Source organism: Shewanella putrefaciens (assembly GCF_016406325.1).
Lineage (GTDB): Bacteria > Pseudomonadota > Gammaproteobacteria > Enterobacterales > Shewanellaceae > Shewanella > Shewanella putrefaciens.
In genome coordinates this window covers 1027404-1049849 of record NZ_CP066370.1, presented here as the reverse complement: position 1 = coordinate 1049849, position 22446 = coordinate 1027404, and the positions used below count along the sequence as shown (strand labels likewise).

The 22446-nt window shown below is 46.1% G+C and carries 12 protein-coding genes, 3 rRNA genes and 1 pseudogene; 3 read left to right on the top strand and 13 right to left on the bottom strand.

Features of this window, described 5'->3' with window-relative positions; genetic code table 11:
• Positions 1–107 precede the first annotated feature (107 nt).
• Together JEZ96_RS04790 and JEZ96_RS04785 are read right to left on the bottom strand one after the other, a co-directional pair.
• The gene (locus tag JEZ96_RS04790) at positions 108–2942 is read right to left on the bottom strand and encodes a M16 family metallopeptidase (protein ID WP_061782630.1); all 2835 of its coding nucleotides are present in this window, start codon (positions 2940–2942) and stop codon (positions 108–110) included.
• A gap of 149 nt (positions 2943–3091) precedes the next feature.
• Positions 3092–3517, bottom strand: coding sequence for a YqaA family protein (locus JEZ96_RS04785; RefSeq protein ID WP_011790396.1), 426 nt, complete (start codon positions 3515–3517; stop codon positions 3092–3094).
• A gap of 374 nt (positions 3518–3891) precedes the next feature.
• Between JEZ96_RS04785 and JEZ96_RS04780 the strand changes: the two genes are divergently transcribed.
• Complete coding sequence (locus JEZ96_RS04780; protein WP_128090152.1) at positions 3892–5151, top strand: dicarboxylate/amino acid:cation symporter; 1260 nt, start codon at positions 3892–3894, stop codon at positions 5149–5151.
• A gap of 173 nt (positions 5152–5324) precedes the next feature.
• Positions 5325–5492 (top strand): hypothetical protein, encoded by a 168-nt coding sequence (locus tag JEZ96_RS04775; protein ID WP_011790398.1) that lies wholly within the window; start codon positions 5325–5327, stop codon positions 5490–5492.
• A gap of 40 nt (positions 5493–5532) precedes the next feature.
• Here JEZ96_RS04775 and JEZ96_RS04770 read toward each other — a convergent pair whose 3' ends face one another.
• From JEZ96_RS04770 to pssA, 8 genes and pseudogenes are all read right to left on the bottom strand, one after another.
• Positions 5533–6663 (bottom strand): sodium ion-translocating decarboxylase subunit beta, encoded by a 1131-nt coding sequence (locus tag JEZ96_RS04770; protein ID WP_025008783.1) that lies wholly within the window; start codon positions 6661–6663, stop codon positions 5533–5535.
• 8 nt (positions 6664–6671) lie between these two features.
• A complete protein-coding gene (oadA, locus tag JEZ96_RS04765; protein WP_198779855.1) occupies positions 6672–8498 on the bottom strand; it encodes a sodium-extruding oxaloacetate decarboxylase subunit alpha in 1827 nt (608 codons plus the stop codon).
• Between the two features lie 11 nt (positions 8499–8509).
• Complete coding sequence (locus tag JEZ96_RS04760; protein WP_011790401.1) at positions 8510–8776, bottom strand: OadG family protein; 267 nt, start codon at positions 8774–8776, stop codon at positions 8510–8512.
• 448 nt (positions 8777–9224) lie between these two features.
• A pseudogene (locus JEZ96_RS04755) lies at positions 9225–10224 on the bottom strand (IS630 family transposase).
• Positions 10225–10512: 288 nt separating this feature from the next.
• Positions 10513–10628 (bottom strand): 5S ribosomal RNA (gene rrf, locus JEZ96_RS04750).
• A gap of 278 nt (positions 10629–10906) precedes the next feature.
• A 23S ribosomal RNA gene (locus tag JEZ96_RS04745) occupies positions 10907–13799 on the bottom strand.
• Positions 13800–14125: 326 nt separating this feature from the next.
• Positions 14126–15668 (bottom strand): 16S ribosomal RNA (locus JEZ96_RS04740).
• Together the 16S, 23S and 5S rRNA genes form the textbook arrangement of a ribosomal RNA operon.
• Positions 15669–16445: 777 nt before the next feature.
• Positions 16446–17264 (bottom strand): CDP-diacylglycerol--serine O-phosphatidyltransferase, encoded by an 819-nt coding sequence (gene pssA, locus JEZ96_RS04735; RefSeq protein ID WP_128090153.1) that lies wholly within the window; start codon positions 17262–17264, stop codon positions 16446–16448.
• 95 nt (positions 17265–17359) lie between these two features.
• Here pssA and JEZ96_RS04730 point away from each other — a divergent pair, with 95 nt between their 5' ends.
• Entirely contained in the window at positions 17360–17827 is a 468-nt protein-coding gene (locus JEZ96_RS04730; RefSeq protein ID WP_011790405.1) for a DUF4124 domain-containing protein, read from the top strand.
• A 103-nt stretch (positions 17828–17930) separates the two neighbouring features.
• Here the strand turns inward: JEZ96_RS04730 and clpB are convergent, their stop codons facing one another.
• From clpB to rluD, 3 genes are all read right to left on the bottom strand, one after another.
• The gene (clpB, locus tag JEZ96_RS04725) at positions 17931–20504 is read right to left on the bottom strand and encodes an ATP-dependent chaperone ClpB (RefSeq protein WP_011790406.1); all 2574 of its coding nucleotides are present in this window, start codon (positions 20502–20504) and stop codon (positions 17931–17933) included.
• Positions 20505–20702: 198 nt separating this feature from the next.
• Positions 20703–21437: a peptidoglycan editing factor PgeF gene (gene pgeF, locus JEZ96_RS04720; RefSeq protein WP_025008580.1), complete on the bottom strand. Its 735-nt coding sequence runs from the start codon at positions 21435–21437 to the stop codon at positions 20703–20705.
• Positions 21438–22412, bottom strand: coding sequence for a 23S rRNA pseudouridine(1911/1915/1917) synthase RluD (gene rluD / locus JEZ96_RS04715; protein ID WP_011790408.1), 975 nt, complete (start codon positions 22410–22412; stop codon positions 21438–21440).
• Positions 22413–22446: the final 34 nt, after the last annotated feature.

Here is a 22446-nt window from a genome sequence, read left to right as displayed (position 1 = left end):
ACAGCTAATGCTGTCACCGTCTCACTATTTATTGACACTTTAGACTAACAATGGATTTCATTGCCAAATTGACTTGTCTGACATCTATATAAGGCCAAAAAATCAATTTACAACACTAAGGTTTCAATTGGATAGCCCAATGTCGATAAATCCGCCTCAATTTTTGCTTTATCTCCTACCACTAAGATCACCATTTGCGAGATATTGAGCTCAGCGGCAGCAAGGGAGTTGAGTTCATCTTTTGTTACAGTATTAATGATTTTATCCTGCTGAGCGGTAAAATCTTTGCTTAACTGATAGCGCTGGATCATCCGCATAAAGCCCGCTTTTTGGTAAGGGGTTTCATAGTCCAGAGCCTGCCCCTGGGAAACCGAGTTACGCATAAAAGCAAGTTCAGCATCCGTCATCCCCATTTGCTGATAAGCATTAATTTCCTTAATAAATTCAGCAACAGCTTTAGCGGTTACATCGGTTCGTACATCGCTTGATGCCACAAAATTACCAACCTCCGCTCCGCCTGAAAAAGCAGTGCGGGCGCCATAGGTATAGCCCTTATTTTCTCGTAGATTTAAATTAATACGGCTATTAAAAGCACCACCCAGCGGATAATTCATCAAATAAGCTTTAAAGTAATCCCCCGTCGCATCATAAGGCAAAGCACGTTTAGCAATATTGATCACCGACTGCGCAGCGCCCGGTTTATCAATCAGATAAATAGTGCCACCTTTAAGTTCTGGGAATGGTTTCAAGGCTGGAATCGATGTGGCCTCCCCTTTCCATCGGCTTAATCCCGCTAACTTTGGCAAGAGAGCTGATTCAGGCAAATTGGCTACGGTAATAATTTTTGCATTAGCACCACGATATTGCTCTGCATAAAAGGCTTTAACATCATCTAACGTCAGCGCAGCAACAGAATCTAATGTGCCTGAATCACTCACACCTAATGCGTTATTTTTACCATATAACAGGCTAAACAAGGCCGAGTTAGCCAAATAACTTGGATTTGACTGCATATGCTGAATTTGCTGTAACTGTTGCTGTTTTACCCGAGCAAAATCGGCATCAGTGAAACCAGGTTGAAAGAGCTTTTCCTCCATAATCGCAAGTGTTTCATCTAAATGCTCGGTCAGTGTCGAGATTTTGATGGTACTTTGATATTCGGAGGCACTGAAATCGACTGTGCTACCTAACATTTCCAAGGCCTGTGATAATGCCTCAGTACTACGTTTTTGGCTGGATTCATTCAGCATTTCGGCAGTAAGGCTCGCAAGTCCGGCCTTTTCCACGGGTACTAATCGATGACCACCATTAAGATAAACGATTAATTCAACCGTTGGTGTTTCAGTGCTTTGTGTGCCCATCACCTCAATACCATTGGCTAACTGAGTCGTCCATATTTTGGGCACCTTTAGCATGGGCGCAGCACTCGATATCGGCATCTTAGTGCGGTCAAAACTTGATACTAGCTTAGCCGTTGGCAACGGCCCTTCCACGGCAGTTTCGGCTATTGGTAAATCTGTGGGGATAAAATTATCAGGATGAGCCACCAATGCAGTCATACCTTGGGGGACAACACTCATAACCACCATCGGCTTATCTTTAATATATTGCTTAAAAACACGCATCACGTCGTCTTTAGTGACGCTCTCGTAGCGTGTAAGATCAGCCGAAATCAAATCGGGATTATCAAACAGGGTTTGGTTTAAAGCTAAAGTTGATACTTTGCCTTTGACACTTTGCAAAGCAAAAATAGTATCCGCTTCAAACTGCACTTTGACTTTTTGCAGATCCTCATCGGTCACACCGCGCTGTTCAAACTCATTGATAGAGTCAAGGATGAGCTGCTCAAGATCTGCAAGCTTACCGCCTTTTTCTGGGTTTGCCAGTGCATAAATTGACATTTGACAGGCCAACTCTTGGCATGGATGGCTCACACTCGCTTGGACGGCATGCCCTTCTTTTACTAAGTTTTTATACACTAAAGACGTTTTACCACCGCCTAAAATATTCCCTAAAAGATCCAGCGCGGCTTCATCTTGGTGCCTTGCATACACTGTCGGGAAACCAATACGAATAAGGGGCAAGTGAACATTATCCTCCATCGAGATATAACGAGTCTTATCTAAGTTCACCGATGTTTTAGGCTCTGGCGACACCTCAGGGCCTCGAGGTATTTCACCAAAATACTTATTCACCCATGCTAAGGCTTGCATTTCATCGAAATCGCCGCCTATGGTTAAGGTCGCATTATTAGGGCCATACCAACGTTGGAAAAAGTGTTTAACATCATCGACCGTTGCGCGATTCAGATCATCCGGCCACCCAATAACAGGCCAAGAATATGGGTGTCCAACTGGGTATAGAGCTTGATTAAATCGCTCGCTCATACGGCCATAAGGCTGATTATCGATACGTTGTGCCCGCTCGTTTTTAACCGTTTCACGCTGCACTTCAAATTTTTCGCTGGTCAGTGCAGGCAATAAAAATCCCATTCTGTCCGACTCTAACCACAACATTTTTTCTAATTGATTGCTCGGCACGGTTTCAAAATAGTTTGTTCTGTCGGTGTTCGTTGATCCATTTAGCGTACCGCCAGCTTCGGTAACGACTTCAAAATGCTGTTCATCGGCAACATGCTCCGAGCCTTGAAACATCATATGTTCAAACAGATGTGCAAAACCGGATCGTCCCGCAAGTTCACGAGCGGAACCAACATGATAAGTCACGTCAACATGCACTAAAGGATCGGAATCATCCTGATGCAGAATAACAGTTAACCCATTGGCTAATTGATACTTTTTATAAGGAATACCAACTTGTGAGTCGGCTAGTTGCACACTTTCAATTAATTTCACGCCAGCAGGCAAATTCGTTGTCGTCTTTTGTGCCGCACAACCTGAAAGAGCAGCAGAAATCGCGACTGCTAATATCCATTTTTTCAAAATACTCCCCTTATAACATCAATTTGTCGGAAGACTGTTAACCATTAAATAATGACAGTTAAGACTCAGTATAGAGTGACTAAGTTCCTATCGTTATTATGAATTTTCTTGAAGTATTACTGACAAATATATCGCTTAAAAATTTTATTTCACATAAGCCACTGCATAAACACAGCAACAATTAATAAATAACGTATTGTTTTACCGATTAATATCATCAATATTGATGATATTACTGGCAGTTTTAGCCACCCCGCTAAGACACATAAAATATCCCCCACAACTGGCGCCCAAGAGAGTAGCAATGCCCACACGCCATAGCGTTCAATCAAACCTAAAGATCTTAAATACTTTGAGCCCATTAAATCTTCAGGTGACTTAGCAAACCGCCCCATTCGGCCGAGATAAAAACTGGTTATCGCCCCTAACGTGTTACCAATGCTGGCGACAACGATAAGTGATACCCACGTTTCAGGGGCTTGATTTAAGAGAGCGATGAGTAGAACTTCCGATCCACCTGGCAACAATGTGGCCGCTAAAAAGGCGCCAGAAAACATGATCCATAACTGGGACATAACAGCTTACTCAATGAAAACATGAATTTTTGTAATAAAGCACCTAGCGTTACTAAGGGAGTAATAACGACACTTTACTCCGAGTTTCACAAGCACAAACTGACTAGAGCGAATAATATTTAATCTTTAAATATCAACACTCCATTGGTTAAATAATTGTATTTTCTCAATCATTTTCTAACAAACTCATTTATGACAATAAGTTATAATTAAAACGGTTTGTTATAACCCCACCTCTATCGATACAATGCACCTAATAGCAAAATATCATATGCCTGAGTAGCTTGTTGTTATCAATTGATTTACTTTAACTGAATACACATCTTAGCATCTCAACCCTATCGATTTACACTTTATTATTTTTTGGAAAATGCATGATTCTTCAAACTATTAGCCGCATTCCTTTTTGGCAAAAAGTGCTCACAGGTTTTATCTTAGGCGCACTTGTTGGCGTCATTTTAGGTGAAACCGCCACAATGCTAAAACCTTTAGGCGACTTGTTTATCAGTGCCATTAAGATGCTAGTTGCGCCGCTGGTTTTCTGCGCCATTGTTGTGAGCATTACATCTCTAGGATCACAAACCAGCCTGAAGCGTCTTAGCTTAAAGACCTTAGGTATGTTTATGTTAACGGGAACGATTGCGTCATTAATTGGTTTAGCCGTGGGCTCATTAATGGACATGGGCGGCACCATGGCGCTCTCGACGACAGAGGTTCGTGAGCGCAATATTCCAGGCTTTGCACAAGTATTACTCGATATGATCCCAACCAACCCTTTTGCCTCTCTTGCTGAAGGTAAGGTATTGCAGATTATTGTTTTTGCAGCTTTAGTCGGTATTGCTATAAATAAAGTCGGGGAGAAAGCCGATCCACTGAAGCACACCATCGAAGCCGGTGCCGAAGTCATGTTCCAACTGACTCGCATGGTATTAAAACTGACGCCTATCGGTGTTTTTGGGTTGATGGCGTGGGTTGTGGGCGCATATGGTTTATCCACATTATTGCCCCTTGGAAAATTTATTGCAGCTATTTATATTGCAGCCTTAATCCATATCATTTTTGTATACGGTGGTTTAGTCAAATTTGTAGCAGGTTTGAGCCCTGTACAATTTTTCCGTAAAGCCATGCCAGCGCAATTAGTTGCCTTTAGTACATCTTCAAGCTTTGGTACTTTACCTGCGAGCACCCGTGCGGTTGAAACTATGGGCGTATCTAAGCGCTATAGCGCCTTTGTGATGCCATTGGGGGCGACTATGAATATGGATGGCTGTGGCGGTATTTATCCTGCTATTGCCGCTATCTTTATCGCACAAATTTACAATACCCCACTCGACACCTTGGATTACATAATGATTGCCATCACCGCAACCGTGGCCTCAGTGGGAACCGCTGGCGTTCCAGGAAGTGCAATGGTAATGCTAACGGTGACTTTGGGTGTAATCGGCTTACCACTCGAGGGCATTGCCTTTATTGCCGCGATCGACCGCATTATTGATATGATCCGTACAGCAACAAACGTGACAGGTGATATGATGACGGCTGTTGTGATTGGTAAATCAGAAAATGAGCTTGATGTAGCGCAATTCTACTCAAACGAACCCCAAGATCCTGAATCGGTAAATTCGCTACAATAACGCCGTGCTTATTGATAAAGACCGCTGAGGCGGTCTTTTTTATGAACAGAATAAAACAATAGACACAAGATGGATAAGCCTAAAACATGAATCAATTACCACCAGTAAGATCAAACTGTTAAACTTCAAAGTCTACGCTATGCTATTACTATTTATTCAGAGTAGAACTCACTATGACTAAACTTTTTCTGTTTCCACTTATCCTTTGTCTGCTATGGACGCTTTTTTTACAAGCCAATGGTATTCCCCTTAAACAGGGCAAACGTGGGTTTATTTACATTATCGCTATCAGTGGCACCTTAATTTTGATCCTAATGCTACTGCTTTGGTTAACTGCATAAAAAAGCCAACTTATTCAGTTGGCTTGTAAGCAAAAACAACTTAGCCAAGTACCGCCAGTAAAATCCCCGCCGCCACTGCGGAACCTAATACACCTGCTACATTTGGCCCCATTGCATGCATTAGCAGAAAATTGTGTGGGTTAGCTTCTAAACCGACTTTATTCACAACGCGTGCCGCCATAGGGACGGCAGAAACACCCGCAGCCCCAATCAGAGGATTAACCTTACCACCGGAAAGCTTGCACATCAGCTTTGCCATCAGGACTCCCGCCGCAGTGCCAATACTAAACGCTAACGCCCCAAGCACTAAAATACCCAGAGTCTCAATCCTTAAAAATTGCTCCGCAGAAAGCTTAGAGCCCACAGCTAACCCTAAGAAAATCGTCACTATATTGATAAGTTCGTTTTGCGCAGTCTTAGATAGTCTATCAACAACACCCGATTCACGCATCAAGTTGCCTAGGCAAAACATGCCAACAAGCGGGGTTGCCGCAGGTAAGAACAAAATCGTCAATCCTAAAACCATCAGAGGAAAAATGATCTTTTCCTTCTTACTGACTTCGCGTAACTGCTCCATTTTAATTTCGCGCTCAGCTTGGGTCGTTAGTAAGCGCATGATTGGGGGTTGAATTATCGGGACTAAAGCCATGTAGGAATAAGCCGCAACCGCAATCGCGCCTAACAACTCTGGCGCCAGTTTTGAAGCTAAGAAAATCGCCGTAGGACCATCGGCACCACCAATAATAGCAATAGCTGCGGCATCTTTCATGGTAAACTCAAAACCGGGTACTAAGTTAAGTGCTATCGCACCAATGAGTGTTGAGAAAATACCAAATTGCGCTGCGGCACCTAACAATAAGGTTTTTGGATTAGCTATCAAGGCGCTAAAATCTGTAAGTGCACCTACCCCTAAAAAGATAAGTAATGGAAATATTCCAGTTTCAATTCCAACATGATAGGCGTAATACAAGATACCGCTTTCCTCGGTAAACCCAGCATGGGGAATGTTTGCCAGCACAGCACCAAAACCTATGGGTAGCAATAGCAAAGGCTCAAACCCCTTCACGATAGCGAGATACAAGAGCAATGCTCCTACCGCCATCATCAATACTTGACCACCAGTAAAGTGAGCAATTCCCGTTTCGGCCCAAAAAGCCATTAACCCTTCCATAATGACTCCTACGCCAAGGCCAATAATTGAGAACCCACAGACACTGAATCGCCTTCTTTTACCCAGAGTTTAGCGACTATGCCATCCCCTTGAGCACGGATCTCAGTTTCCATCTTCATAGCCTCAAGGATAATCACCACATCCCCCTCGCGTACCCTATCGCCTGCCGAAACATGTACTTTGAAAATGTTGCCCGATAAGGGGGCACTCATTTCAAGTCTTACTTCACCATGACTTGTTGCTGGCGTTGTACTCTCAGACGCAGCTTGTACGGCATGAACACTTTGTCCCTGTGGCTGGATTTGCGAGATCTCACCGCCTGCGGCGACTTTAACTACGTACTCTTGCCCTTCGACAGTGACAGTGTAGGCTTCAGGGCCACGATCCGCAGCATTAGAAGCAGCAAGTACCGAAGTCAATTCAGGTTTAGGCTCAAAGGCGCTCGGATCGTCACGATTCTTTAAGAACTGCAATCCTATTTGTGGGAAGAGTGCATAGGTCAGCACATCATCGTCATGCTCTGACGATAGGCGAATGCCTTGTTCCTGCGCTTTTTCTGCCAAGTCCAGCCTTAACTTAACCAGCTCTGGCATTAATAAGTCCGCAGGACGACACGTAATAGCTTCTGCGCCTTGCAAGACTCTGGTCTGCAATGCGGCATTAACTGGCGCAGGCGTCGCACCATATTCTCCCTTGAGAACACCTTCAGTCTCTTTAGTCAGTGACTTGTAACGCTCACCCATTAGCACATTGATGACTGCCTGAGAGCCAACAATCTGCGATGTAGGCGTCACTAAAGGCAAAAAACCCAAATCCGCACGAACGCGGGGAATTTCTTCCAAGACCAAGTCCATCTTATCGGCCGCGCCTTGTTCCTTAAGTTGGCTCTCCATATTGGTCAGCATGCCGCCAGGCACTTGTGCACGTAAGATCCGCGAATCAATGCCTTTAAGCGCACCTTCAAACTTAGCGTACTTCTTACGCACTTCACGGAAATAAGCGGCAATCTCCTCAAGCAATACCATATCGTAACCAGTCGCACGCTCAGTATCTTCCACCATAGCGATAACGGTTTCAGTTGCAGTATGTCCATAGGTTTGGCTCATCGACGAAATTGCCGTATCGAGCACATCGATACCCGCTTCAATGGCTTTCTGGTAAGTGGCGGTACTTAATCCTGTCGTTGCATGGCAGTGCATAGATAACACGAGTTGCGTTTGGGATTTTAGTCGACTGATAAGCTCAAACGCCTCCATAGGCTTAAGTAATCCCGCCATATCTTTGATACACAAAGAATCACATCCCATATCTTCAAGACGCTTTGCCATATCCACCCAAGTCTCTATGGTATGCACTGGGCTAGTTGTGTATGAGATCGCCCCCTGCGCATGGCCGCCAACTTGACGCACCGCTTTCACTGCAGTCTCAAGATTGCGTACATCGTTCATCGCATCGAAAATACGAAATACATCGACGCCATTGGTATGGGCACGCTCAACAAAACGCGTGACTAAATCATCGGCATAATGGCGATAGCCTAATAGGTTTTGACCACGCAGCAGCATTTGCTGCCGAGTATTTGGCATGGCCTTTTTTAGCTCACGAATTCTGTCCCAGGGATCTTCACCAAGATAACGAATACAGGCATCAAAAGTCGCCCCGCCCCAAGACTCCAACGACCAGAAACCGATCTTATCGAGTAACGGCGCTATCGGTAACATATCATCGATTCGCAGACGCGTTGCTAAGATAGATTGATGTGCGTCTCGTAGAACAACGTCAGTTAAAAGTAACGGCTTAGTCACAGCCATCTTAGCGAGTGGTACAAAAGTCATACTGCTTCCCATTATTCTATCTGTGAACGATACTGTCTAACGGCCAATGTAATTGCAGCCACAACTTTAGGATCTAAAGGTGCAACACTCAGAGGCAATGTAGATTGTTTAATTTTTTGCAATTCTTTTGAATGACTATCAAGAGCAACATCCTTAGCACACCACTTTGCAACCAAATGGATCCCAAGGATCAGTAAACTTAAAAACAGATAGACCAAACCCATCCCCAAAAGCATAATGCCAACAGCATCCAGCAACTGCAGAGTTAACTCCCCCATAGCCCCACAACTCCTTCAAATTTTAACCTAATTAGACTTAAACTATTTTTGTTCACATGCACTAATTCAATTTGAACTTAAGAGCCCCATCACCACTCAACAGCAAGGTGCAAATGCAGCATATAAAATCACACACAAAGACTAAATATTCACAACAAATACAAAGTACAGATCTAACTCGCACTTACCAAACATAACCAATAGATACCAAAAACACCAATGCAATGTAAATTGGTCTTACCATGTAAGTGAATTTATAAGGATATCTATATGGATTTCTCATAAAATCGAGGAATAAATCCATATTCCTCAACAAAAGATAAGCAAATCCTAAGTGGCATAAATCCCTAAACAAAGATTGTTTGAATAAAGACAAAAAGTAATAAGAGCTACCTGGTGATAAATTATGCAAATAGTAGCTATCCTCCAATATTATAAATTATATTAATTAATTGGTCGGATTTGCCCACTGTCTAGTACGCAATTTACTCACTCTTACTTTCTTCCCAATGAAGGTATTCCACGCGATGGAACACTCGTCATAACCACTAAAACAACGGTTGGCTAACACATTTTGACGCAGCCATTGCCATACCTGCTCTATTGGATTCAACTCCGGTGAATAAGGAGGCAACTTGAGGAGGGTGAGATTATCAAAGTCATCGGCCAAATCCTGTTGATGCCAACTAGCTCCACCCATGATGACCAGCACATGGCGTCCGAATGTCGTCGCGATTGAGATCAGCTTTAAATATTCGTACATATATTCGCAATTGGCATGCCGCTTGTGTCGCCCCGTTGCCGGACACACTACGCCATATAGATATGTAGATTCAAATTGTTGCTGCTTGATTGCCCGTGGACGAGTGCCTTTCTTGGCCCAAATACGGGTGGTTGTATTCTGTTGGCCAAATCGGGCTTCATCTTGAAAGCAAACATCGATGCAATCGAGCGCAACATGCCCAAGCGTGTTAAGGATCGTTGCCATCTGGACGTTTTTTAAAAGCCTCTTGTACGGCTTCAGATTGTTTTGGGTGGCGAGAGCAAGTGGTCATCCAGAGAAGCCAAGTTGATGTAGCAAGCGGTAGATATTCGCTTGCTTGAACGTCACGCCAAATTCAGTCTGGATAAAATGGCCGACATCCTTGGCCATCAACCTGCCCCCCTGTTCAGATAGGCTTTGATGCTGTACAAACGCTTTGAGTTTGGCCTGCTGTGCTGTGGACAATGTAGCAGGGTGGTCCAGATTGGGCGTATCGTCTAGACCACTAAGCCCTTGGTTAAATAGGCGGTGATCCATCGATTCACACTCGCTCTACTAACCTTGAGCATGCTTGCGATAGGGTACGAGAATAGCCATCAGTAAAATGGAGTAAGGCAAGATAGCGCATACGTTTACGTGTGCTTTTCTCCGATTTCACTAAGGCTGTGATGTTGGGATTATTCATATTTTGTATGATTAAAAAACTGATAATCAATTAGATCATATAATTAATGGAAATGGTATAAATACAAAAAGTGCTGATGTAGAGAGAAAAGGATAAAAACTGACGGGCTAGCGGAGCAATTTATTGCGCAGCTGGAGACCCCGCTTAACGGCGGGCGACCGCCATGGATGGTGGAAGTGTCAATAATGAAGGAACATTTATTGACCGACATCGAGGGAAGTTTTTCGCGAAGCGGATAAACACAAAAGCCCTAGCGGTTTATGCTAGGGCTTTTGTGTTTATTTGGGCGCTTGGCGATGACCTACTCTCACATGGGGAGACCCCACACTACCATCGGCGCGATTGCGTTTCACTTCTGAGTTCGGGATGGGATCAGGTGGTTCCACAATGCTATTGTCACCAAGCAAATTCTTACTGGTTAATTGTCCGTCTGACGGCATTGTCTCCTCGCTACTGCGACCTCCATGGATGGAGGAAGTGTCATTAGATGTAAGGAACATCTTTGACCTCATGTACTAACGTACACTCCGCGCCTCGCTCGTCACGGCTTTGTCAGCCTAACAATTTCCTGCGTAATTAACCTTTTAATTAAAATTTGAAAAGCTGATTGTTTTTTGAGTCCACACTTCATTAAGTGTTTATATTCTGTCTAAGGCTTCTTTGTAAAACCCATCTGGGTTGTATGGTTAAGCCTCTCGAGTCATTAGTACATGTTAGCTCAACGCCTCACAACGCTTACACACCATGCCTATCAACGTCCTAGTCTCGAACGGCTCTTTAGTGGACTTATAGTCCAAGGGATGACTCATCTTGGGGCTCGCTTCCCGCTTAGATGCTTTCAGCGGTTATCGATTCCGAACGTAGCTACCGGGCAATGCCATTGGCATGACAACCCGAACACCAGCGGTTCGTTCACTCCGGTCCTCTCGTACTAGGAGCAACTCCCCTCAATCATCCAACGCCCACGGCAGATAGGGACCGAACTGTCTCACGACGTTCTGAACCCAGCTCGCGTACCACTTTAAATGGCGAACAGCCATACCCTTGGGACCGACTTCAGCCCCAGGATGTGATGAGCCGACATCGAGGTGCCAAACACCGCCGTCGATATGAACTCTTGGGCGGTATCAGCCTGTTATCCCCGGAGTACCTTTTATCCGTTGAGCGATGGCCCTTCCATTCAGAACCACCGGATCACTATGACCTACTTTCGTACCTGCTCGACGTGTATGTCTCGCAGTTAAGCTGGCTTATGCCATTGCACTAACCGTACGATGTCCGACCGTACTTAGCCAACCTTCGTGCTCCTCCGTTACTCTTTGGGAGGAGACCGCCCCAGTCAAACTACCCACCAGGCACTGTCCCTAACCCCGATTAGGGGTCTAGGTTAGAACATCAAAACTACAAGGGTGGTATTTCAAGGACGACTCCATCAGGACTAGCGTCCCAACTTCATAGTCTCCCACCTATCCTACACATGTAGGTTCAATGTTCAGTGCCAAGCTATAGTAAAGGTTCACGGGGTCTTTCCGTCTAGCCGCGGGTATACGGCATCTTCACCGCAATTTCAACTTCACTGAGTCTCGGCTGGAGACAGCGTGGCCATCATTACGCCATTCGTGCAGGTCGGAACTTACCCGACAAGGAATTTCGCTACCTTAGGACCGTTATAGTTACGGCCGCCGTTTACCGGGGCTTCGATCATGAGCTTCTCTTGCGATAACCCAATCAATTAACCTTCCGGCACCGGGCAGGCGTCACACCGTATACTTCCTCTTGCGAGTTTGCACAGTGCTGTGTTTTTGATAAACAGTTGCAGCCACCTGGTATCTGCGACTCCCGTCAGCTTAGAGAGCAAGTCTCATCACCAACAGGAGCGTACCTTCTCCCGAAGTTACGGTACCATTTTGCCTAGTTCCTTCAGCCGAGTTCTCTCAAGCGCCTTGGTATTCTCTACCCGACCACCTGTGTCGGTTTGGGGTACGATTCCCACTAACCTGAAGCTTAGAAGATTTTCCTGGAAGCATGGCATCAACTACTTCAGTCCCTTAGGACCTCGTCATCAGCTCTCAGTGTATAGCAACCCGGATTTGCCTAAGTCACCCACCTACCACCTTAAACGCGGACTACCAACGCCGCGCTAGCCTAGCCTTCTCCGTCTCTCCATCGCAGTTAGCGGAAGTACAGAAATATTAATCTGTTTCCCATCGATTACGCCTTTCGGCCTCACCTTAGGGGTCGACTCACCCTGCCCCGATTAACGTTGGACAGGAACCCTTGGTCTTTCGGCGAGGGGGTTTTTCACCCCCTTTATCGTTACTCATGTCAGCATTCGCACTTCTGATACCTCCAGCGTGGGTTACCCCTTCACCTTCAACGGCTTACAGAACGCTCCTCTACCGCGCAACCCTAATGGGCTGCACCCGTAGCTTCGGTGGTATGTTTAGCCCCGTTACATCTTCCGCGCAGGCCGACTCGACTAGTGAGCTATTACGCTTTCTTTAAATGATGGCTGCTTCTAAGCCAACATCCTAGCTGTCTAAGCCTTCCCACATCGTTTCCCACTTAACATACACTTTGGGACCTTAGCTGACGGTCTGGGTTGTTTCCCTTTTGACGACGGACGTTAGCACCCGCCGTCTGTCTCCCGAGTAGTACTCATTGGTATTCGGAGTTTGCAAAGGGTTGGTAAGTCGGGATGACCCCCTAGCCTTAACAGTGCTCTACCCCCAATGGTATTCGCTCGAGGCGCTACCTAAATAGCTTTCGAGGAGAACCAGATATCTCCCGGTTTGATTGGCCTTTCACCCCCAGCCACAAGTCATCCGCTAATTTTTCAACATTAGTCGGTTCGGTCCTCCAGTTGATGTTACTCAACCTTCAACCTGCCCATGGCTAGATCACCGGGTTTCGGGTCTACACCTTGCAACTAAACGCGCAGTTAACACTCGGTTTCCCTACGGCTCCGCTATTCGCTTAACCTCGCTACAAAATGTAAGTCGCTGACCCATTATACAAAAGGTACGCAGTCACGGTCTCAAGAACCGCTCCCACTGCTTGTACGTATACGGTTTCAGGTTCTATTTCACTCCCCTCACAGGGGTTCTTTTCGCCTTTCCCTCACGGTACTGGTTCACTATCGGTCAGTCAGGAGTATTTAGCCTTGGAGGATGGTCCCCCCATATTCAAACAGGATGTCACGTGTCCCGCCTTACTCGTTTTCATCTACGGTTAGTTTTCGTGTACGGGGCTATCACCCTGTGCCGCTGGACTTTCCAGACCATTCCACTAACACCCCATAGACTTAAGGGCTAATCCCCGTTCGCTCGCCGCTACTAGGGGAATCTCGGTTGATTTCTTTTCCTAAGGGTACTTAGATGTTTCAGTTCCCCTCGTTCGCCTCATGTAGCTATGTATTCACTACATGATGACCGCTTATGCGGCCGGGTTCCCCCATTCGGACATCGTTAGCTCAAATGCTTGTTACTAGCTCGCCAACGCTTTTCGCAAGTTACTACGTCCTTCATCGCCTCTGACTGCCAAGGCATCCACCGTATACGCTTAGTCGCTTAACCATACAACCCAAATGAGTTTCACTTGAATTGTTGCGACCAGCTGGTTTTACTTGTCTCACTTCTGACCAAAGAAGTGGACGCGCCTTAGACTTGAATATTCAAGACACTTAATAAAGTGTTTGAGAACTCAATGTTTAATGCTTTCGCATTAAACTTTTTTCGTATCAACACAACGACAGACATCATTGTGTTTAATACTATCAGCTTTCCAAATTGTTAAAGAACTACATCGACCTGCTAGAGGGATGTTTCGCTCTACCCGTCCTAAGACAGGATAAACAAGCAATCTGTGTGAACACTCAAAAGCATCGAGCTAGTCGTATAGGTAAGGAGGTGATCCAGCCCCAGGTTCCCCTAGGGCTACCTTGTTACGACTTCACCCCAGTCATGAACCACAAAGTGGTGAGCGCCCCCCCGAAGGTTAAGCTACCCACTTCTTTTGCAGCCCACTCCCATGGTGTGACGGGCGGTGTGTACAAGGCCCGGGAACGTATTCACCGTGGCATTCTGATCCACGATTACTAGCGATTCCGACTTCATGGAGTCGAGTTGCAGACTCCAATCCGGACTACGACGAGCTTTGTGAGATTAGCTCCACCTCGCGGCTTTGCAACCCTCTGTACTCGCCATTGTAGCACGTGTGTAGCCCTACTCGTAAGGGCCATGATGACTTGACGTCGTCCCCACCTTCCTCCGGTTTATCACCGGCAGTCTCCCTAGAGTTCCCACCATTACGTGCTGGCAAATAAGGATAGGGGTTGCGCTCGTTGCGGGACTTAACCCAACATTTCACAACACGAGCTGACGACAGCCATGCAGCACCTGTCTCACAGTTCCCGAAGGCACCAATCCATCTCTGGAAAGTTCTGTGGATGTCAAGAGTAGGTAAGGTTCTTCGCGTTGCATCGAATTAAACCACATGCTCCACCGCTTGTGCGGGCCCCCGTCAATTCATTTGAGTTTTAACCTTGCGGCCGTACTCCCCAGGCGGTCTACTTAATGCGTTAGCTTGAGAGCCCAGTGTTCAAGACACCAAACTCCGAGTAGACATCGTTTACGGCGTGGACTACCAGGGTATCTAATCCTGTTTGCTCCCCACGCTTTCGTGCATGAGCGTCAGTCTTTGTCCAGGGGGCCGCCTTCGCCACCGGTATTCCTCCAGATCTCTACGCATTTCACCGCTACACCTGGAATTCTACCCCCCTCTACAAGACTCTAGTTCGCCAGTTCGAAATGCTATTCCTAGGTTGAGCCCAGGGCTTTCACATCTCGCTTAACAAACCGCCTGCGCACGCTTTACGCCCAGTAATTCCGATTAACGCTCGGACCCTCCGTATTACCGCGGCTGCTGGCACGGAGTTAGCCGGTCCTTCTTCTGTAGGTAACGTCACAGATATAGCGTATTAAACTACACCCTTTCCTCCCTACTGAAAGTGCTTTACAACCCGAAGGCCTTCTTCACACACGCGGCATGGCTGCATCAGGGTTTCCCCCATTGTGCAATATTCCCCACTGCTGCCTCCCGTAGGAGTCTGGGCCGTGTCTCAGTCCCAGTGTGGCTGATCATCCTCTCAGAACAGCTAGGGATCGTCGCCTTGGTGAGCCATTACCTCACCAACTAGCTAATCCCACCTAGGTTCATCCAATCGCGGAAGGCCCGAAGGTCCCCTCCTTTCCCCCGTAGGGCGTATGCGGTATTAGCAGTCGTTTCCAACTGTTATCCCCCTCGACTGGGCAGATCCCTAGGCATTACTCACCCGTCCGCCGCTCGCCACCTCAGAAGTAAACTCCCTTGTGCTGCCGCTCGACTTGCATGTGTTAGGCCTGCCGCCAGCGTTCAATCTGAGCCATGATCAAACTCTTCAATTAAAGTTTTGTTGCTTCCGTCTTACGACTTCAGCTGCTCAATGAATTCTGATTTTTTGTTTCTCGCACTCCTTATAAAAGAAGCACTGAAACAAACTGTACATATTGCTATGAACACTCATTGTTACATTGATTTAATTCTTTGACTGCCAACCCTAAAGCTAAGCAGTTTCGATTAACTCAACACCTGTGAGTGTCCACACAGATTTCTTGTTTTATCTTGTTAAAGAGCAACTCAACCTCGTAAGAGAAGTTGAGTACCACACTGAGCATCGAACGCTTCCAGTTGGCTAGGGCTGCGTATTTTACGCATTTCCCGTTTCGCGTCAAGGAGTATTTTTCAACTTCTTGCTGCGCTTGAATTAAGTGCTTAAAAGCTACTTAATCCAACCTAACTCGTCAGCTTGCTTTCGCTGCCAGCCGTGTCAGTGGATGCGCATTATAGGCAGCAGAAGATTTTGTGCAAGGGCTTTTTTAACAATCTCCGCCAAGCGAACAAATAACCACCCAAAAGAGGAGGAGTGCTGCAATATCCTACTATTTTACCTCTTTGGGTTGATAAGTTTGGCAGAAGAAATCATCTATTGCAGAAATTTGGATAGATCGAATGGGTATAAACAGAAGTTGATAAATGTTTTTCGCTATATCATCAAACGTTCATAAGTGGTTATGGACTGTGTGACGCTTCACTGGTTACCCAATTCGCTATGATAACCAATGGCAGATAGTCAATAACAACAGATAAGCAATAATGAGTCGGGCGGTTTAACGCACTAGCAACTAAGATTTATCTTCTTGCTTCTCTGTATCAGTGCTGATCTCAATTTTGGCAGTGACTTCAGTAGCAACATCATCCCCTACAACATGTGCGACTTTCAGTTTTCTCACGGTTCGGATTGTAATTATCGGGCCTGAAATCGCATATAAGTAAAAGCCGACACATAAGATCAAAGCAGGTTGAACAGACACCACCACAAACACACCGACGACCAGTAAGATCACGATAAAGTTAACCTTGCCACGCCAGTCAATTTCTTTAAAAGAGTGATAGCGGAAATTGCTGACCATCAATAGACCCGTTGCCGCAGTCACAAGGGCTGCAATCCAACTGATATTTTTTCCATCGAGACTGTATTGATTACCAAGCCAGATACTGCCAGCAATAACAGCCGCGGCGGCCGGACTTGCGAGTCCCTGAAAATAGCGCTTATCGGCAACGCCAACTTGTGTGTTAAACCGAGCAAGTCTTAATGCGGCACCAGCACAGTAAATAAATGCCGCTAGCCAGCCTATTTTACCTAAATCAGCTAGTGCCCAATTATAGGCAAGTAATGCTGGCGCCATCCCAAAGGACACCATATCTGCCATACTGTCGTACTCGGCCCCAAAATCACTTTGGGTATTGGTCAGTCTTGCGACTCGACCATCGAGACCATCACAGATCATGGCTATAAAAATGGCTATTGCAGCAGCTTCAAAGTTAGCATTCATGGAAGCAATCACGGCATAAAAGCCAGAAAATAATCCTGCTGTCGTAAAAAGATTAGGTAGTAAATAGATACCTTTATTCTTTACTGCTTGATTTGAAGAATTTTGCATACACTTAATTACGCTAGTTCAGTGAAGAGAAGTTAGCTTTCAAGATAACATATTTTATTATCATGTCGATGAGAGACCAGTTAGGGATAATTTCGATGTTAAAAGTGAACATGTTCAGAACAATACTGTATCGATGGCTCTGGCTCGGTCTTTTCATTGGCCCCGTTTCTGCGGGCGTTATCTATACTTGGGTCGATGAAAATGGGGTAACGCATTACAGTCAACAAGCACCACAACAAGAAAAAATCAAAGCAGAAAAACTCTACAGTGAAGATTTAGAGCAAGCGAAAGTCGGTTTTATCGGGCCGATAAAAAAAGCAGATCCCACTTCTGAAGCCAATGAATTAGAAAAGTCAGCGGCGCTGATTAAAGAAAAAGACGTCAAACAGGCTAAATCCATTTGTGAGAGTGCAAAACACAATTTAGAAATACTCACAACGCATACTAAGCTTATCCGCCAAACTTCAGACTCGGGTGAATCTGTCGCTATGACTGAGGAAGACCGCCAAGCCTCGATTGCCCAGCAGCAGGAAAGAATCAAACTCTTCTGTGATAAGAAATAGCCATTAACGAAGAATGATTAATGCTAATGCAATAAAAAGAGCCGAGTTTTTAACTCGGCTCTTTTCGTTTAGTGCTTGAAGCGGGAACGATACTGACTACTGGTTATTGCTCGAACACTAACTCGCCACCCGCACAGCTGACCTTGATCGGTTTACCCGGCAACAAGTCACCACGCAGTAATTTCTGCGCCAGCGGGTTTTCGACTTCTTGCTGCAATGCCCGTTTCAACGGTCTTGCACCATACACAGGATCGAAACCAATTTCCGCAATCAATGATAATGCCTCGTCGGTGATCTCCAATGTATAGTCCTTTTCAGCCAAACGTTGGCGTAAGGAAGCAATTTGTATCGAAGCAATACGCTTGATATTGGCAGCATCCAATGGATGGAACACCACAGATTCATCGATGCGGTTTAAAAACTCGGGTCTGAAACTGTGAGTCACCACATTCATTACCGCTGCTTTCATCTCTGCATAGGTCACTTGACCAAATCCTTCTTGGATAATGTCGGAGCCTAAGTTCGAGGTCATGATGATCACTGTATTTCTAAAATCGACAGTACGACCTTGACCATCGGTTAAGCGTCCATCATCAAGCACTTGCAGTAAAATGTTAAACACATCGGGATGCGCTTTCTCGACTTCGTCGAGCAATATCACCGAATAAGGTTTACGACGAACGGCTTCCGTTAAATAACCGCCCTCTTCATAACCCACGTATCCTGGAGGCGCACCCACTAAACGCGATACTGAGTGTTTCTCCATAAACTCAGACATATCAATGCGCACTAAAGCCGATTCGGTATCAAATAAGAACCTCGCCAGTGATTTACACAGCTCAGTTTTACCTACACCCGTTGGGCCTAAGAACAGGAACGAGCCAATCGGGCGATTTGGATCCGCCAGACCCGCGCGGCTACGACGAATCGCATTCGCGACCGCATCGACGGCTTCGTTTTGGCCGATCACTCGTTCATGCAGCGCCACTTCCATTTGCAGTAATTTTTCGCGCTCGCCTTCAAGCATTTTCGATACGGGTATTCCCGTCGCTTTCGACAATACTTCGGCGATTTCGAACTCAGTAACCTTGTTACGCAATAACGTCATATCCTGCATTTCAGCTTGTGACGCCAAATCGAGCTGTTTTTCAAGCTCAGGAATACGACCGTATTGCAACTCAGACATCCGGGTTAAATCACCCGCACGACGCGCCACTTCTAAGTCCATTCGAGCCTGTTCGAGATCGGCTTTAATATGCTGAGTGCCCGCTAATGCGGCTTTTTCAGTACGCCAGATTTCGTTCAACTCTGACGCTTTCGCTTCAACGTCACGCAATTCCTCTTGCAGATGGTCAAGCCTGCGACGACTCGCCTCATCATTTTCTTTGGCTAACGCTTGCTCCTCCAGTTTGAGCTGGATAGCACGACGTTCGAGCCTGTCGAGTGACTCAGGTTTTGAGTCCATCTGCATACGGATGCTCGAGGCCGCTTCGTCGATCAAATCGATCGCTTTATCGGGTAACTTACGGTCCGACACATAACGGTGCGACATAGTCGCTGCGGCCACAATCGCCGGATCGGTAATTTCCACATGGTGATGCAGCTCGTAACGTTCTTTCAGTCCACGCAAAATGGCGATAGTGTCTTCAACGCTTGGTTCATCCACCAGCACTTTTTGGAAACGTCGTTCAAGCGCCGCATCTTTTTCAATATACTGACGATACTCATCGAGCGTTGTCGCACCCACACAGTGCAAGTCACCACGCGCTAACGCAGGTTTGAGCATGTTACCCGCATCCATTGCGCCTTCACCTTTACCGGCGCCGACCATAGTATGCAGTTCGTCGATAAAGAGGATCACTTGACCTTCTTCCTGTGACAACTCATTAAGTACCGCTTTTAAACGCTCTTCGAACTCACCACGATATTTAGCGCCCGCAATCAATGAGCCCATATCGAGGGATAAGACACGCTTATTTTTAATCCCCTCAGGGACTTCACCATTAACGATACGCTGGGCAAGTCCTTCAACAATCGCCGTTTTACCCACGCCTGGTTCACCGATAAGAACGGGGTTGTTTTTACTGCGACGTTGTAACACTTGGATCGTGCGGCGAATTTCATCGTCACGGCCAATCACTGGATCTAACTTGCCTTGTTCGGCTCGCTCAGTGAGATCGATAGTAAACTTCTTCAACGCTTGGCGTTGATCTTCGGCATTGGGATCATCGACATTTTGGCCGCCACGCACTTGTTCAATGGTTTGCTCCATTAACTCTTTCGTTGCTCCGGCTTTTTTCAACGCCTGAGCAAGGGCATCGCTGCCTTCTAATGCCGCCAACACAAATAGCTCGCTAGAGATATATTTGTCTTTACGCTTTTGCGCTAACTTATCACACAGGTTTAATAAACGGATTAACCCTTGGGATAACTGCACATCGCCGCCAGTTCCTTCGACTTGAGGTAAGCGTTCTAACTCTTGACTCAAGAGCGATCGCAGCGCACTGACACGAATACCCGCTTGGGTTAATAAGGGATGGATTGAACCAGAATCCTGGTTAAGCAGTGCCATCATCAAATGTAGCGGTTCGATAAACTGATGATCACGCCCAAGAGCAAGTGATTGGGCATCTGAGATGGCAAGCTGGAATTTATTGGTCATACGATCGAGTCGCATACAGCCTCCTAAAACTCACATATTAGATATATGCCAATCCACCAGATACCTTACCAAATGAACGGCTTTGAATTAGCGTGTCAAATGGAGAGTTCAAAATAGGATTGGTATTACATTTCGTTAGTTAAAAGATGGGGGCTATTTAGCCAAATTCAAGCGAATAACACGCAAATAAATAGAAGCTGTAAGGGAATTAGCTTAAGACTTAAGCCAGATCAATGAAGCCATGCGTCCCGTCACCTTATCGCGACGATAAGAAAAGTAATCCGTGTCGCTGACTGTGCAGATATCTGCGCTATAAATAGGGTTTATCCCGAGTAAACTCAAGCGTAATTTAGCCAAGCCAATAATATCGGCAAGATACTTGTTACCACTTGGAATAAAACACGCTGCCGCCTGTGGATGCAAAGCACAGAATGCTTGCTTTACTTCAACACCGACTTCAAATTTTTGTGGACCAATAGCCGGGCCGAGGTAGGCAATCAACTCATCCATAGGTGAACTAAACTGCGCCGCAGTGGCCTCAATCACGCCATCACACAAACCACGCCAACCAGCATGAGCCGCAGCCACTTCGGTTCCCGCTTGATTACACAGCAACACAGGCAAACAATCGGCGGTCATCACTGCGCAAACTCGTCCAGCGGTTCGGCTGTAACTAGCATCGGCAATCGGTGTATCCGCAGTATGAGCTAAGCTCAGCGCGTCTAAATTAAGCACATGAGTACCATGCACTTGCTCGAGCCAGACAGGCTCGGCGGTTAACGCTAATTGTTTGCAGAGTAAGTCACGATTAGCCATCACCCGCTCTTCAACATCACCGACATGCAGCCCAAGATTGAGACTATCATAGGGATGTACGCTCACACCGCCATGACGATTTGTCATTGCGATGCCAACATTAGCAGGAACAGGCCAATCGTGATTAAACATTTACAAATACTCGATCGGATGTTCGACCGTGTCTTGACGCAGTGCTTTCGTTAAAATCACCATGTCTTCAGGAATTGGCGCTTGCCAACTCATGATTTCACAGCTCACTGGGTGCGCTAATTCAAGACGCACAGCGTGTAGCGCTTGGCGTTTAAAGTTTTTCAAAATTTCAAAAAACTCTGGGCTCGCGGCCTTTGGTGGTTTTGGACGACCGCCATAAACAGGATCGCCCACTAATACGTGGCCAATGTATTCCATGTGCACACGAATTTGATGCGTACGACCCGATTCAAGGCGCAATCTTAAACGCGTGTGATTACGGAACTTTTCGGCAACCCGATAATGGGTAACGGCTGGTTTGCCAGAGTGATGCACCGCCATATGAGTGCGTTTGGTTGGATGACGGCCAATCGGCTCATCAACAGTACCGCCACCTGTCATAGTCCCCATCACAATCGCTTCGTATTCACGAGTGATTTCACGGGCCTGCAAAGCAGCCACTAAATGGGTTTGTGCTTCAACCGTTTTGGCCACTACCATCAAACCAGTCGTGTCTTTATCGAGACGGTGCACAATACCCGCACGCGGCACATGCTCAATATCGGGACAATGGTGTAAAAGCGCATTCATTAGCGTACCATCAGCATTACCAGCACCAGGGTGCACAACTAATCCTGCTTGCTTATTGATAACAAGGATATGATCGTCCTCATAGACAATATTTAGCTCGATGGCCTGTGCTGCTGCATGCACTTCTTCCTCAAGAGTTGCAGCAATTTCAATCTGTTGTAGCTCGAATACTTTCTCGCGAGGCTTATTAACAATTACCCCGTCAACATAAACTGCATCAGATAGGATCCATTCCTTGATGCGCGTGCGCGAGTAATCTGGGAACAACTCAGCTAGTGCCTGATCTAATCTCAGGCCAGTTTGTGTTGCCGAAATCTCGCTTTTTAGATTAATCTCTTGTGTCATAGGAACCGTATCCCCATTTAGGGGTCAAAAAATG